The organism is Paraburkholderia sp. BR14312 (assembly GCF_040948675.1).
GTDB lineage: Bacteria > Pseudomonadota > Gammaproteobacteria > Burkholderiales > Burkholderiaceae > Paraburkholderia > Paraburkholderia nodosa_A.
Genome location: NZ_JBFPKI010000008.1, coordinates 220872 through 235974 on the forward strand (window position 1 = coordinate 220872; position 15103 = coordinate 235974).

Consider the following 15103-nt stretch of genomic DNA (forward strand, 5'->3'; position numbering starts at 1 on the left):
GCGCAACCGACCGCACCGCCTGCGCATACGGGACGCGGTCGCAGCAGAACCTGGAGTACGTCATGAGAACGCTGACGCGTGCTGCGATATTTGCCGCCGCTACCAGTTACCTGGCCGGCTGCATTAGCGTGGGGCCCGATTACAGTCGCCCCGAGGTGGCGGTGCCCGCAACGTGGCGGGTCGATTTGCCCGCGGCTGAAGAAGTCGTGGACACGGCGTGGTGGGAGCAATTCGACGATCCGGTGTTGAACGACCTGATTCAAACCGCACTGCAGGGCAATCTGGACGTGCGTATCGCAGCGGCGCGTATCGACCAGTTCATCGGCTTGTTGCGCGCTGCGCGCTCGCAGGGTCTCCCGCAGATCGGCTATGGCGCCAACGTGAGCCGCAACCGGACCAGCGAGGTCGGGATGCCACCGCTGTCCCCCTTGCTCGATCCCGTATTCAATCTTTATCAGGGCATGCTATCCGCTTCCTGGCAAATCGACCTGTTCGGCCGGGTAAGACGCCTGACCGAAGCCGCGCAGGCGCAGGTCTATGCCAGCGAACAGGCCCAGCGGGGCGTCGTGCTTTCGCTGGTGACAGGCGTGGCGACCAGCTACATCACGCTGCGCGGGCTCGACCGGCAACTCGAAGTCGCACGGGCCACGGCGAGTAACTTCGGCGAAACATTACGCATATTCGAGTTGCGCTATCGCGACGGCCTGGTTTCCCAGACGGAGCTGTCCCAGGTGCGCTCGCAGTACAAGCTGGCTCAATCCGCGATACCGGCCATCAAACAGCAGATCGCCATCGTGGAAAACGGCATTTCTATTCTGCTGGGACGTAATCCCGGGCCCATTGCGCGAGGCAAGTCGGTGAGCGAGCTGGTGCTTCCTGTCATTCCGGCGGATCTGCCTTCGACATTGCTCGAGCGGCGGCCCGATATTTTGCAGGCCGAACAGAATCTGGTCGCGGCCAATGCGAATGTCGGCGCCACGCGTGCGCTTTACTATCCCACTATCTCGCTGACGGGGGCGCTGGGTTCGGTCAGTACCGCGTTCGGCGACTTCCTTTCCGGGCCCGCCTCGCTCTGGTCGGTCGCGGCAGGACTCACCGGGCCGATCTTCACGTCGGGTGCGATTGGTGGCCAGGTGCAGTCAGCCGAGGCACAAAAGCGCCAGGCCGAACTGGTCTACAGGCAGACGGTGCTGGGCGCGTTCAACGACACCAATAATGCGCTCGTCAGCTCACAAATGACCATCGAGCAGACCGCGCTTCAGCAGCAGCGCGTCGATGCTTTGCGCGAATATGCGAGGTTCTCGCGGCTCAAGTTCGAAGACGGGTTGATCGGCTATCTCGAAGTGCTGATATCCGAAAACGACCTGTTCTCCGCCGAGCTTGCGCTCGCCAACTTGCAGGCCTCGCGCTATAACCAGGTGATCAGCGTGTATCAGGCCATGGGTGGCGGCTGGGTGGATATCGCCGATTCGCATACGCCCGTGTCCCTGAGCGCCGACCGAAAGGGCAATGCCTCACAGGGCAGGTGACAGAGGCCTTAAAGACATAGGGCCAGGCTGCGCATCACGAAGCATCCGGTCGAATTGATACGCAGCAGAAGAAGGTCAAGGTCACTCTGTGTTTTGAAGTTGCTTCCAAGAGAAAACCCATGCTACGCACGTCGCTGAAGGTAATAAAAATATGCGTGTCGATCCTGGTCGTGCTCGCGTTACTCGCATTGGGTTTGCGGGCATGGTCTTCGCTGCGCGGCCCGCAACTATCGGTCTGGCACACCTACGTGCCGCGGGAGATGACCGTCGAAGCAATAGACGCCGGCGACTGGAGTGCGTACATGCGGGAGGAGTCGCGGCTTTTCGAGGATGTGCGCGTCAACGTCGTCGAAAAGATCGACCCATCCGAGCGTGTCCCGTCGAACCGATACTACGAAGGCTCACCGATCTATCCGGAGCACTTCGCTCAGGACTGGAACCGCTCGTACATACTGGAACCTCCCGGACCGCCGGTTGGAGCGGTCGTGCTGCTGCACGGCATGACGGACTCGCCCTACAGTTTGCGGCACATCGCGCGCAACTATCGTGACCGGGGCTTTGTCGCGATCGCCATCCGTTTGCCTGGACACGGTACCGTGCCTGCGGGACTGACCAATGTCACATGGCAAGAATGGGCCGCAGCAACGCGACTCGCGGTTCGCGAAGCGCGCCGGCGCGTGGGCCCGGACAAGCCGCTGGAACTGATAGGCTTCTCGAACGGCGGCGCGCTTGCCCTGCAATATGCAATGGACGCCATCGAGAACCCCGCGCTCACGCGTCCCACCCGGCTCGTGCTCATTTCGCCGATGATCGGAGTCACGCGTTACGCGCGGTTTGCGGGCCTCGTGGGACTACCCGCGATGTTGCCCGCGTTCGCGCGGGCCGCCTGGCTTGGCATCGTGCCGGAATTCAACCCCTTCAAATTCAACTCGTTCCCGGTGAACGCAGCGCGTCAGTCCTGGTTGCTTACCCGCGCGATCCAGGAGCAGATGGCGAGGCTCGAGCGTGAGAATCGGTTGAATTCGCTCCCTCCCGTGCTGACGTTCCAGTCGGTGACCGATTTCACGGTCAGCACCCCTGCTGTCATGTCGTCGTTGTATGACAAGCTTCCCGCAAACGGCAGCGAAATCGTGTTGTTCGATGTGAACCGCAGCGTGAGTTTCAGAACCTTCCTGCGCGTCGCGTCCTATTCGGCGCTCACACGGCTGCTGCGCATCGGGCCGCAGAACTATCGCACCACGGTCATTGCCAACGCCTCCCAGGATTCGGCTCATACGGTCGAACGCAGTGTCGATGCCGGCAGTGTGGCAACTCACGTTCGCCCTTTGGAAATTGACTATCCTCCGGATATTTTTTCCTTATCGCATGTCGCGATTCCATTTCCCGTGACGGACGCACTCTACGGCATCGAGCCGAGCGACGACGAGAACTTCAATGTCAACCTTGGTACGCTCGCGCCGCGCGGAGAACGCGGCACGTTGATTCTGACGCTCGACTCGATGTTCCGGATTGCATCGAATCCGTTCTTCCCGTATCTCCTGCAACGCGTCGACGAGGGCATCGGCAAGATGCCTCCGCCAATTGTCGATTCACCGAGGCGCACTCATGAGACCGCTGCCGGGAAGCCGGAGGATCCCGCAGAAGCGTTGAGGGAACTGGAGCAGGCCGGAGATGATTACGTCGAGCCGTAAGCCGACGCCTGCAACAGCAACTCGACTGGAAGAATCGACAGCATCCAGACACCGGGTCGGCCGACCTTGTTACTGAGCCCGGTTTGTCCGATGATACGGGCAGGGTGCGCAAGCTCGCATGGGGCCGCCGTGGCCACCGGCTGGTCAGACGTACTCGTGGAGCACCGGCACCTGTTGAGTGTTGCGTCATACCCGGAGACGAGCACCGTGAACATGACCCGATTGCTGCTCGGCAGCATCATGCTCTTCGTGGTGGGTACGGTGTTGCAGCTGGTATGGCCGCTGGCGCAGGCGGCGTCGTATCACCACTTCGCCGACCAACGCGCGCTGGGTTTGATACCGCATGCCGCGGACGTGCTGTCGAATCTCGTCATCCTGGCGGCAGGGATCGCCTGCCTCAGTTGGGCGAAGCGCAATGCGTCGCGGCAGCCGCCAAAATTCCCCGGCATGGTAGTCGCCGGATTCGGGCTCGTGCTGACCGCAATCGGGTCGGCCTACTATCACTGGGCACCTTCCGACGCGACGCTCGTCTGGGATCGCCTGCCGATGACGATCGTCTTCGCCGGCATACTGGCGATGGTCTGGACGTCGAACACCGGGCAGCGCGTAGGCTGGGTGCCGTTGCTAATCCTGGTTGCGGTATCGCTAGGCACGATCGAGTACTGGCTCGCACTCAACAGCCTGTGGCCGTACGCGATCCTGCAGTTCGGCGGGCTCATGTTCATCGTCGGCTTGACGCTTACGCGCAAGGTGGACAGCGTATTCGGCTGGACGATGGTGATCGTTTTCTACGGGCTGGCCAAGATCTTTGAGAGCCTTGACTGGCAGGTGTGGGAGCTCACTCGCCATGTGATCGCGGGGCATGCGCTGAAGCACGTATCGAGCGGCCTGGCCGGTGCCGCCCTGATTCTGGTGGCGAACGCGGCACCGCGCTTTGCAGTCGGCCCGGTTCCACCGCAGCCGGGAGCGATCGACCGTTCCCAGTCGCCGCGCTGACGTGTTCGGATGACAAAGTTTCCGATGGCCGCCAGGATGGAGCCGGACACGCCGCTGGAATACTCGCCTTCTTCGAGCGCGCTCAGGTGAGGCGCGCGTTATCCAGGCTGGCGTCCGTCTTCCCAGCGCGGGTCCGCGGTAATCTGCACAATGAGCCGGCTTTCCAGCGGATTCGCGCTGAGCGTTTCCCAGATGCGTTCGCGCAATTCGTCCTGCGAGGCGAGATCGCTTAGCGTGGACGTTGCGCCGACGAGCACGCTGACTTCGACAAAATTACGCCGGCCCGCCTGGATGACGTGTGTGTGATGGCGCAGAATGCCAAGTTCGCGTTCGAGCTTCGAAAGCGCCATCTCGATCTCCGAACGCGGATTGTTCTCTTCGGGGCTCATGTGCAGCAATTCAGCAAAGCTCGTGCTCACGATCTTCACTGGCGCAAAGAAAAAAATCAGTGAGAGGCCCGCGGTCATTGCACTGTCGACATAGCGCGCCCATAGATAGTGAAAGCTTTCGGGCAATATCGAATACACGAAAAAGCCGAGCAGTGTGGCTGCGCTGAACGAGAATTTCATGATCCATTTCCAGCCGTCGGTTTTGAGCAGCTTGGAATTGATCTGCGCGGCCGCGCGCTTTTTATAGACCACCATGGCAAAGCTGATCACGCAACTCGCGGCGCTGATCAGCATGACGCCTTGCGCATTCACCACGTGGCCGCCCGAACGTATCCCCTCGATCCCGTTCACGAAGCCATATACGCAAACGAGCAGCATCATGAGCCCGTTTATGCCGTTCACGAGCGGCTCGAGGAACCAATACCCGTATTCGAAGCGAGTCGTCGCGGGCCGGCTCACCACGGTGGCCACGAGCAATCCAAGCGCGGAACTCGCGAGATTGAGCAGATAGAAAATGGCGGTGAGCAGCAGCGTATCGGATTGCACGAAGAAGCCATAGCCGACGTTGGCCGCGAAACCGAGGCACACGACGTAAATGGAAACCTTCATCGTGCGCTGCTCGACCGCTGCGAGCCGCGCCTTGCGGAGCGCGTAGCTGATAGGCATGGTTCCTCGCTGTCGAACTTTGGAACGTTTGGATGGCAGCGGTGAGGCGAAACGCAGTCACGAGGCCGATGGATGCGGGCAGGCGCCGTGGCGCGCGGCTAACGCCACGCCGGGGTGCTCAGCCCGACGATCGCGGCGAGTCCGCCGCCCATCACCACGAGAAACGCGCACCACTCGGGCCGCGAAAATAGCGCCTCGCCACGCTCGCGACGCGCCCACATGTACAGCAGGCTGCCGGGTCCATAGAGCAGTGCGGACATGACGAGCAGTTCCAGCCCGCAAGCGTAAAGCAGGAACAGTGTATAAATCGTGGCGATGCCCGCTGTGGCATAGCGCAGTGTGCGCGTTCGCGCGCTCATGGCCGCTTGCGGCAGTGCGCGGATGGCCTTGAGCCCGAAGGTCGCCACGAAGAAGTAGGGGATGAGTGCCATCGCGCTCGTGAGGCGCAGCATGAGCGAGAAGGCGTCGGTGGACCAGTAGGTGCTGATGACGAAGGCCTGTACCACGCCGCTCGTGAGCCAGATCGCGGCGGTGGGAAGCTGCCGGGCGTTGCGGCGCGCGAAGATGGCTGGCATGGCGTCCGCTTTCGCGCTCGCATACAGCACTTCCGCACAGATCAGCGACCACGCGAGGTAGGCGCCGAGAACGGAGACGATCAGTGCGCCGCCGATGAACACGACGCCAGGCGAGCCGATCACGGCGCCAAGCACCGACGCCATCGAAGGTTGCCGCATGACGGCGATATCCACGCGCGGGAGATGCGCATAGGGCAGCAGCGTCACGAGCACGAGCAGCAACAGCACGAAGGCGAAGCCGAGTACCGTTGCCGCGCCCACGTCCGAGCGCTTCTTCGCGTAGCGCGAATAGACGCTTGCGCCTTCGATGCCGAGAAACACGAATACCGTCACGAGCATGGTCCCTTTGACCTGCGGGGCGAGCCCTCGAGCGCTTTCCGCGAGATTGTCCGTGAACGGCTCCGCACTCGCATAGACGCTCAAAATGCCGATAAAAACGAAAATGGGCAGGATCTTGACGACAGTAAGAATCGCATTGATGAGCGTGGCCTGCTGAATGCCGCGCAACAGCATCCAGTGAAATGCCCATATGCCGACGGACGAAACGGCAATGGCAATCGGTGTATTGCCGTTTCCAAACGCCGGCACGAATGCGCCGAGCGTGGATTTGATCAGCACCCAATAAGAGACATTGCCGAAGCAACCGGCCATCCAGTAGCCGAACGCGGAGAGAAAGCCGGCGTAGCCGCCGAAGCCGTCACGTGCATAAGCAAAGATGCCGGAGTCGAGGTCGGGCCGGATTTCGGCGAGAAGCTGGAAGACGCGGGCCAGCATATACATGCCGCCTCCCGCAATGCACCATGAGATGACGGCGGCCATTGGGCCCGCTTCGAGCGCGAAGTTGCGCGGCAGCGAATAGATGCCGGCGCCGACCATGGAGCCCACGACCATGGCCGTCAGGACCGGCAGCGACAATTTCTGGTCATCCGTCGATTTCATGTTCGAGCCTTTTTCTGATCTTTGACCGGTCGTAATGCAAGCGCGGGAAATCGCGGATAAAAAATGCGCGCCACATTGAATCGATGAACTATTCTCGAACGAATGTCACGTTGAATACATCATGTGCGAATCGTATTCCATAATGTTCGTCAGGTGTCCGGAGGATGGAAAGCAAAAGGAGAATGACCGGGAACGTATTGGTTGAATGTTCGCTAATGACCCTATGTGTAATCGTTAGCAAACAGGTCGAATGAATTAGCGAATCCGCAATGCGCCGCATTAGGGGAAATCTCATGCGATATCTCGCAGCAACACTTCTTGGCTCCGCAGTTGCTTCGCTCGCGCTTTCCGGCTGTGAGGCGCCGACTTCTGGCTCTGTCTTCACGCCAGCCCAGGCGCAGCAGGTGTTCGTGGTCGAACTCGGTGCGGTCGAATCGGTTCGGCCCGTCACGATCCAGCCGGGCCCAACGGGCATCGGCGCGATCACCGGCGGCGCGCTTGGCGGCATCGCGGCAGGCAGCAACATCGGGCGCGGCACCGGCGCTGTTGCAGCGGGCATCGGCGGCGCCGTGCTGGGCGGCGCGGCGGGCAATGCCGTGGAGCAGCGCGTCACGCAGCGGCAAGGCCTTGAAATCGTCGTGCGTCTGGATTCGGGACAACTGATGTCGGTGGTCCAGGACGCGGATCAGCAATTCGTCCCCGGTGATCGTGTGCGTGTGCTGATGGGCAACAACTCGGTGCGCGTGACGCGGTGACCCTGCAGGCGCCCGAAGCCTGAACGGCGGCGCAGCGGTGCGCCGGCCGCCCGATAAAGCGCAGTTCCAAACAAAAAGCGAGGAAACCGATGGCCGATACCGAGCAGAAGATGAGTCGCGTGCAGTTGACCGCGATGGTAGTCGGGGGCATGGTGGGCGCCGGGATTTTTTCTCTGCCGCGGACCTTCGCCAATGCAACGGGGCCGGTCGGCGCGGCGATTGCGTGGCTCGTGGCGGGCGTGGGCATGTATACGCTCGCACGCGTGTTTCAGGCGCTCGCGGAGCGCAAGCCGAAACTCGACGCCGGTGTGTTCGTCTATGCGAAAGAGGGCTTTGGCGATTACCCCGGCTTCCTCTCGGCGTTCGGTTACTGGATCGGCAGTTGCATCGGCAACGTTTCGTACTGGGTGCTGATCAAGTCCACGCTGGGCGCGTTCTTCCCGATTTTCGGCGACGGCAACACGGTCACGGCCATCGTCGTCGCGTCGATCGGCATCTGGCTGTTTCACTTCCTCATTCTGCGCGGCGTGAAGCAGGCCGCATTCATCAACACTGTCGTGACATTCGCCAAGGTCATTCCGATCGTGGTGTTCATCGTCATCCTCCTGTTCGTCTTCAAGTACGGGACCTTCCACCTGAATATCCAGTCCGCCGCGCAAGAGGGCGGCCTCATCCAGCAGATTCGCGCGACGATGTTCGTCACCGTGTTCGTGTTCATCGGCATCGAAGGGGCGAGCGTGTATTCGCGCTATGCGAAGGAGCGCACGGACGTGGGTCGTGCAACGATCTTCGGCTTCGCCGGCGTGACCACGCTCATGGTGCTCGTTTCCATGCTGCCTTTCGCCGTGCTGCCGCGCGCGGACGTGGCTGGCATGCGCCAGCCCTCCATGGCGGCCGTGCTCGAAAGCGTGGTCGGTCCGTGGGGCGGGATTTTCGTGAGCATCGGCCTGATCGTTTCCGTGCTCGGTGCGTATCTGGCGTGGTCGCTGATCTGCGCGGAGGTGATGTTCGCGGCGGCGCGCAATCAGGACATGCCGGCCGTGTTCGCGCGCGAAAACGCCAACAACGTGCCGGCCAATGCGCTCTGGATCACCAATATCGTCGTGCAGCTGCTGGTCGCGAGCACGTATTTCTCACGCGATGCGTTCTCGCTGATGCTCAACCTCACGAGTTCGATGTCGCTGATTCCGTATCTGTTCGTCGCCGCCTATGGGTTCATGGTCTCGAACCGCGGCGAGAGCTACGAGGTGCGGCCCGAGGAGCGCAGGCGCGATCTCGCGCTGGCCACGGTCGCCGTGATCTACACGTTGTTCATGATCCTGGCCGGCGGTCTCAAGTTCATCCTGCTATCGGCGATTCTTTACGCGCCTGGCACGGTGCTGTATTTCCTCGCGCGGCGCGAGCGCAAGCTGAAGGTTTTCCAGCGTACGAGCGACTGGGTCATTTTCATCGTGGCGGCCGTAGCGGCCATCGTAGGCGTCGTTGCGCTGGCCACGGGCACCATGGCGGTCTAACGAGAACGAGCGGAGATCGATATGTCCAAGGCGAAGGGCGGTGGCAAGAGTGAAAGGGGCGAAAAGGTAGAAAAGGCGGAGAAAGCCGCGAAGGGCGGCAAGGGCAAGGCGAAGGAAGGGAGCGCGCTTGGCGTGTACTCGGAGGTCGGGCAACTGCGCAAGGTGATGGTGTGTGCGCCCGGCATGGCGCACTCGCGTCTCACGCCGAGCAATTGCGACGAGCTGCTGTTCGACGACGTGCTGTGGGTCGACAACGCGAAGCGCGACCATTTCGACTTCGTCACGAAGATGCGCGACCGCGGCGTCGAGGTCGTGGAAATGCACAACCTGCTCGCCGAAACCGTTGCCGTGCCAGAAGGCAAGAAGTGGATTCTCGACAACCAGATCGTGCCGAACCAGGTCGGGCTGGGGTTCATCGACGAACTGCGCAGCTATCTGGAAGAGCTCGAGGATCGCAAGCTGGCCGAGACCTTGCTCGGCGGCCTTTCGATCCACGATTTCCCCGAATCGCATGGCGGCGCGGCGCTCAAGGTCGTGCGCGAAGCGGCCGGGTCCACCGAATATCTGCTGCCGCCGCTGCCGAACACGATCTACACGCGCGACACCACTTGCTGGATTTACGGCGGCGTGACGCTCAATCCGCTGTACTGGCCCGCGCGGCACGAGGAAACGATTCTAGCCGCGGCGATTTACCAGTTTCATCCGGATTTCGCGGGCAAGGTCAATGTGTGGTGGGGCGACCCCACGCAGGACCACGGCATGGCGACGCTCGAAGGCGGCGATGTCATGCCCATCGGCAACAAGACCGTGCTGATCGGCATGAGCGAGCGCACCTCGCGCCAGGCGATCAGCCAGCTCGCCGCCACACTCTTCAAGAAGGGCGCCGCCGAGCAGGTGATCGTGGCGGCGATGCCGAAAATTCGCGCGGCCATGCACCTCGATACGGTCTTCACCTTTGCCGATCGCGACTGCGTGCTGATCGCGCCGGATTTCCTCGCACGCACGCGCACCTTCACGTACCGGCCCAGCGATCAACCGGCGGGTGTGGAGCTGCGTCAGGAGAAAAAGTCCTTTGTCGAGGTGGTGAGCGCGGCGCTCGGCATCAAGAAAATGCGTGTGGTGGAAGCGGGCGGCAACGACTACCAGCGTGAACGCACACAATGGGACAGCGGCGCGAACCTCGTTTGCACCTCGCCCGGCGTGGTCTTCGCTTACGACCGCAACACCTATACGAACACGCTGCTGCGCAAGGCCGGCATCGAGGTCGTGACGATCGTGGGCGCGGAACTGGGGCGCGGGCGCGGCGGCGGCCATTGCATGACGTGCCCGATCATTCGCGACGCAGTGGACTTCTAGCGTCGCAGGGCGAGGAGATCGTTGCGGGCGCAAGCAGCGGCGGCATCTCCGCGCCGCAATGGTGCCGGATCGATGGGGCGTGGAAGTCGAGACTTTCAAAGCTTACGGGCATGCGGACTGCTGCGCAGTCCTGTGGGGTGCGCCATGCGCGCATCTCGCCCCCATCGCAACCATCTGATCCCCGATCATGGACGATTTCCTCAACCGCCTTTTCCATCTGCAACCCTCGCTGCTCGCCACGATGACACACGACGTGATGAATGTGATCGTCGCCGTGCTGATACTGGTGGTTGGGTGGTGGGTTTCCAATCGCGTGGCGCACGTATTCGCGAGCATGCTCGCGCACTCGCACGCCGATCCCACGCTCGCACCGATGCTCGCAGGTATGGCGGCATGGACCGTGCGCGTCATTGCGCTCGTTGCCGCGCTCAGCGAGGTGGGCATCGCCACGGCTAGCGTGCTCGCCGCGCTGGGCGCCGCCGGTCTCGCCATTGGCCTCGCATTGCAAGGCACGCTGCAAAACATCGCTGCCGGCATCATGCTGCTGATGCTGCGCCCGTTTCGCGCGGGCGACGTGATCGAAGGCAGCGGCGCCGCGGCGGGCATCGTGTGCGAAGTGGGCCTGTTCACGACGCGCATCGAGCGCGGCGACGGCAACGTCGTCTTCGTGCCGAACAGCCAGATCTGGAGCAATCCCGTCATCAACTACAGCAGCGGCGGCACGCAGCGTATCGACGTCACGGTCGATCTCGCGCGGCGCGACCAGGTGGACGCCGCCATCGGCAAGCTCAAGGAGATGGTTTCCGCCGAACCGCGCGTGCAGAACGGCACGACGCTCGCGCCGACGGTCGCCGTGGACAGCTACCCGTCCAGCGGCGGCGCGCGCTTGCTGGTGCGCGCCTGGGTGCGCAACGCCGACGCGCAATACGCCGTCGACGACATCCGCGGACATGCGCGCGAAACACTCGCCACAGCGGGACTCGCCGTGACCGGCAACGCGCGCATGGCGGCCGACCATGCGGCGCTCACGCGCTCGTGAGCCGTTGCTCATACGTAGCGTTAAAGCACGTTGAGCATGGCGAGCGCGCTTTCCTGCAGATGCGGCAGAACGCGCTGAAGGGCGGCCTCGGGACTTTCCTCGCCCATCGGCATGTTGGTGCTGAGCGCGGCGACGACTTCGCCGCTGCGATTCCTGAGCGGCACGGCAATGCCGCGCACGCCCACCTGCAACTGCTGCTCGATGAGCGCGTAGCCGTCCACGCGTGCGCGCTCGATTTTCTCGCGCAGGCGCGCGCCGCTCGTGATCGTATGCGGCGTGAAGGGCGACAGCTCGACCGTATCGAGCCACGCTGAAACTGCGCTTTGATCGGCCTCGTGCGCGAGCAGCACCACGCCCGGCGAGATGAGCGGCGCGGGCACGCGCGCGCCGAGTACGAAGCCAGTCGTCATGACGCGCGACACGCCATTGCGCGCGATCACGACGAGGTCCCAGCCGTCGAGCACGCTCACATAGGCCGACTCGTTGAGCGTCGCGCTCAGCTGCTGCAGATAGGGCTGCACGGTGCGCGGCAGACGCGCCGAATCGAAGTAAGACCAGCCTACCCGCAGCACGCGCGGCGTAAGGCCGTACAGCCGGCCGTCCGTGTACACATAGCCCAGCGATTCGAGCGTGAGCAGATAGCGGCGCGCGGCGGTGCGCGAGAGGCCGGTGCGCTCGGCCGCCTGGGTGGGCGTCATGCGCGCGTGCTCGCTGTCGAAGGCTTCGAGAATCGCGAGGCCTTTTTCGAGCCCGGCGATCCAGTCGCGCCGGTCCAGTGGCGGTTTTTTCATCGGCGCGCAAGGCCCTGTGCTGCACGGTGGCCAAAACAATGGAAAAAGCCGCAAGCGCGAAACGCCTGCGGCTTGCGTGCGAACGATCGGCTCTTGCTCACTCCGGCTTCATGCGCGCCGCCACGATCAGCGAGATCAGGCAGCCAATCGCGAGGTACGCGGCAACGAGGTGCCACGAACCGCCGCCGAAGCCCACCAGCGCCACGGCGATGAACGGTGTGAAGCCGCCGCCCACCACGCTCGCGAACTGGTAGCCCACGCCCGCGCCGCTGTAGCGGTACTCCGCGCCGAACAGCTCGGTGAAGAGCGGCTGCTGCACGCTCACGACCATGTCGTGGGCGATGTTCGCGAGCATCACGGAGAAGATCACGATCCAGATCGTGGCCCGCGCTTCGAGCGCGAGGAAGAACGGCACGGCGCTCAGGAGACCGATGAACGCGCCGATCAGATAGATGCGGCGCAGCCCGAGGCGATCGGCGAGCCACGCGAAGCAGGGGATCGTCACGCAGGAGAGCGCGCCGACGAACAGGCCGATGCCGAGAAAGAGATCGCGCGACATGCCGAGGTTGGTGGTCGAATAGCTCAGCGCGAAGGCGGTCACGATATACATCGTGAAGAGTTCGGCAAGGCGCAGCGCGATGATGTACAGGAAGGCCTTCGGGTGACGCGTGAGCGCTTCGAGCACCGGCATCTTGAGCTTGCGATGACCGTGCTCGACTTTCTCGACGAACTCGCGCGACTCGTCCATGCTCGAGCGCACCCACAGGCCGACGAGCACCAGCACCACGCTGAAGAGGAACGGCAGACGCCAGCCCCACGAACGGAACGCCGCGTCGCCGAGCAGGTGGCTCAGGAGCGCCACGAGGCCGGTGGCGAGCACGAGGCCCACGCCGTAGCCCACCTGCACGCCGCTGCTATAGAACGCCTTCTTGCCGCGCGGCGCGCTCTCCACGGCCATCAGCGCCGCGCCGCCCCATTCGCCGCCCACGGCGAAGCCTTGCAGCGCGCGCATCGTGACGAGCAGCACGGGCGCCCACCAGCCGATGGTCGCAAAGGTCGGCAAGAGACCGATGGCCACGGTGGAAAGGCCCATCATCATGACGGTCAGAACGAGCATGCGTTTGCGGCCGAGCCGGTCGCCGAAGTGGCCGAACACGACGCCGCCGAGCGGCCTGAAGAGGAAGCCCACGCCGAAGGTCGCGAACGCGGCGAGCGTGCCCATGGTCCTGCCGACCTGCGGGAAGAAAGCCACGTTGAACACCAGCGCGGCGACGATGCCGTAGAGCAGGAAGTCGTACCAGTCGACGACCGCGCCGACGAAGCTGCCGAGCGCCGCCTTGCGGGCCTGGCTGCGCGACGGGGCGAAAGGGGCGGCGTCGCCGGTGGTGTCGAGGCTTGGGGTCATCAGTTGTCTCCAGACTGTTGCGCATGTGCCATGCTGCTGCAGTATTCAGGATGCGCGCTAAACGTGAGACGCAGCATAGGGCGGCCCTCGCGGTCCGACAATGCGTGGTGGCGCTGTTTTGCGCGATTATCGCCCAAGCGCGTGCGATTATCGAACGCTTTGCGGGTTTGCACCGAGATGGCGCGTGGACCGACCGCGCACGGCGGTCTTCGTCAAAATGAACGAAATGGTTAAAATCGGCCTGCCTCATATGCCAGATTCGCGGCCTCGAAGTCGCGACGGGGCGGCGAGGTGTCCGTTTCAGCGCTTGCGTCAGGAGCCCACTGCATGTCCAGCCCCTCTAATCCTCCGCCGCAGGCGGACAATCCGCTCGGCATGGCGGGACTCGAGTTCGTCGAGTTCGCCGCGCCCGAACCCGCCGATCTCGGCCGCCGTTTCGAGCAGTTCGGCTTCAAGGCGATCGCACGCCACGTGAGCAAGGCGGTCACGCTCTACCGCCAGGGCGAGATGAATTTCCTGCTGAACGCCGAGCCCGACTCGTTCGCCGCGCGTTACGCGCAGGAGTACGGCATGGGCGTCTGCGCGATCGGCGTGCGCGTCGACAATGCCAGGCGCGCCTTCGAGCACGCCATCTCGCTCGGCGCGTGGGCGTTCGAAGGCGAGCGTCTCGGTCCCGCGGAGCTGCACATTCCCGCGATCCAGGGTATCGGCGACTCGCACCTCTATTTCATCGACCGCTGGCGCGGCCGCGGCGGCCAGCGCGGCGGCGTGGGCGACATTTCGATCTTCGACATCGACTTCCGGCCCATCGACGTCGCCACGGCGCATACCGATCTCGATCACGGCGGCACCGGCCTCACGCGCGTCGACCATCTCACGCAAACGGTGGGGGCGGGGCGCATTGCCGAATGGCTCGACTTCTATCGCGACCTGCTGCATTTCCGCGAGATCCACGAAATCAACGCGAACTGGCACGTGTCAGAGGAGTCCCGCGTGATGGTGTCGCCCGATGGCGAACTGCGCATTCCTGTTTATGAGGAAGGCACGCGGCGCACGCAGCTATTGCACGACTATCTGCCCGAGCATCCCGGCGAAGGCGTGCAGCACATCGCGCTGGCGAGCAACGACATCCTCGCGAGCGTCGATGCGCTCAAGGCCAATGGCGTGGAGTTCGTCGAACCGCCGCCCGCTTACTACGACACCGTGGATGCGCGTTTGCCAGGCCACGGCGTGGATCTGGAAGCGCTGCGCAAGCGCCATGTGCTGATCGATGGCGAGATTGGCGAAGACGGCGTGCCGCGGCTCTTTTTCCAGACCTTTGCCAAACGCCATCCCGGCGAGATCTTTTTCGAAGTCGTGCAGCGCAGCGGCCACCACGGTTTCGGCGAGGGCAATCTCGACGTGCTCGCGCGGGCGCGCGAGGCGGGTGCGAAGCTGGGCCAGGCGCCCGGCTAAGTC

At 63.3% G+C, this 15103-nt stretch carries 12 protein-coding genes; 8 read left to right on the forward strand and 4 right to left on the reverse strand.

The window, feature by feature from the left end:
- Nucleotides 1–62 precede the first annotated feature (62 nt).
- The 3 genes from AB3X98_RS23565 (at nt 63) to AB3X98_RS23575 (ending at nt 4216) form a co-directional block, all read left to right on the forward strand.
- Nucleotides 63–1529, forward strand: a complete 1467-nt coding sequence (locus AB3X98_RS23565) for an efflux transporter outer membrane subunit (protein ID WP_368603560.1) — start codon at nt 63–65, stop codon at nt 1527–1529.
- Between the two features lie 119 nt (nt 1530–1648).
- Nucleotides 1649–3220 carry an alpha/beta hydrolase gene (locus AB3X98_RS23570; protein ID WP_368603559.1) on the forward strand — a complete coding sequence of 524 codons (1572 nt, stop codon included), beginning with the start codon at nt 1649–1651 and terminating at the stop codon, nt 3218–3220.
- 213 nt (nt 3221–3433) lie between these two features.
- Nucleotides 3434–4216, forward strand: coding sequence for a hypothetical protein (locus tag AB3X98_RS23575; RefSeq protein ID WP_368603691.1), 783 nt, complete (start codon nt 3434–3436; stop codon nt 4214–4216).
- Between the two features lie 98 nt (nt 4217–4314).
- On the opposite strand, the gene AB3X98_RS23580 is transcribed toward AB3X98_RS23575, so the two are convergent.
- Together AB3X98_RS23580 and AB3X98_RS23585 are read right to left on the reverse strand one after the other, a co-directional pair.
- Nucleotides 4315–5271, reverse strand: coding sequence for a cation diffusion facilitator family transporter (locus AB3X98_RS23580; protein WP_342946258.1), 957 nt, complete (start codon nt 5269–5271; stop codon nt 4315–4317).
- 98 nt (nt 5272–5369) lie between these two features.
- Nucleotides 5370–6785: a basic amino acid/polyamine antiporter gene (locus AB3X98_RS23585; RefSeq protein WP_069267102.1), complete on the reverse strand. Its 1416-nt coding sequence runs from the start codon at nt 6783–6785 to the stop codon at nt 5370–5372.
- 293 nt (nt 6786–7078) lie between these two features.
- On the opposite strand from AB3X98_RS23585, the gene AB3X98_RS23590 reads away from it, so the two are divergent.
- The 4 genes from AB3X98_RS23590 to AB3X98_RS23605 all read left to right on the forward strand — a co-directional run bounded on the left by AB3X98_RS23590 (nt 7079) and on the right by AB3X98_RS23605 (nt 11449).
- A complete protein-coding gene (locus AB3X98_RS23590) occupies nt 7079–7540 on the forward strand; it encodes a hypothetical protein (protein WP_368603558.1) in 462 nt (153 codons plus the stop codon).
- 89 nt (nt 7541–7629) lie between these two features.
- Entirely contained in the window at nt 7630–9054 is a 1425-nt protein-coding gene (locus AB3X98_RS23595; RefSeq protein ID WP_368603557.1) for a basic amino acid/polyamine antiporter, read from the forward strand.
- A 21-nt stretch (nt 9055–9075) separates the two neighbouring features.
- Nucleotides 9076–10410: an arginine deiminase gene (arcA, locus tag AB3X98_RS23600; RefSeq protein ID WP_368603556.1), complete on the forward strand. Its 1335-nt coding sequence runs from the start codon at nt 9076–9078 to the stop codon at nt 10408–10410.
- 187 nt (nt 10411–10597) lie between these two features.
- On the forward strand, nt 10598–11449 hold the full coding sequence (locus AB3X98_RS23605) for a mechanosensitive ion channel family protein (protein WP_368603555.1): 852 nt from the start codon (nt 10598–10600) through the stop codon (nt 11447–11449).
- 20 nt (nt 11450–11469) lie between these two features.
- Here the strand turns inward: AB3X98_RS23605 and AB3X98_RS23610 are convergent, their stop codons facing one another.
- Both AB3X98_RS23610 and shiA read right to left on the reverse strand, forming a co-directional pair.
- Nucleotides 11470–12240 (reverse strand): IclR family transcriptional regulator C-terminal domain-containing protein, encoded by a 771-nt coding sequence (locus tag AB3X98_RS23610; protein WP_368603554.1) that lies wholly within the window; start codon nt 12238–12240, stop codon nt 11470–11472.
- A 97-nt stretch (nt 12241–12337) separates the two neighbouring features.
- A complete protein-coding gene (gene shiA / locus AB3X98_RS23615) occupies nt 12338–13645 on the reverse strand; it encodes a shikimate transporter (protein WP_069267097.1) in 1308 nt (435 codons plus the stop codon).
- Between the two features lie 327 nt (nt 13646–13972).
- On the opposite strand from shiA, the gene AB3X98_RS23620 reads away from it, so the two are divergent.
- Entirely contained in the window at nt 13973–15100 is a 1128-nt protein-coding gene (locus tag AB3X98_RS23620; RefSeq protein ID WP_368603553.1) for a 4-hydroxyphenylpyruvate dioxygenase family protein, read from the forward strand.
- The last annotated feature ends 3 nt before the right edge of the window (nt 15101–15103 follow it).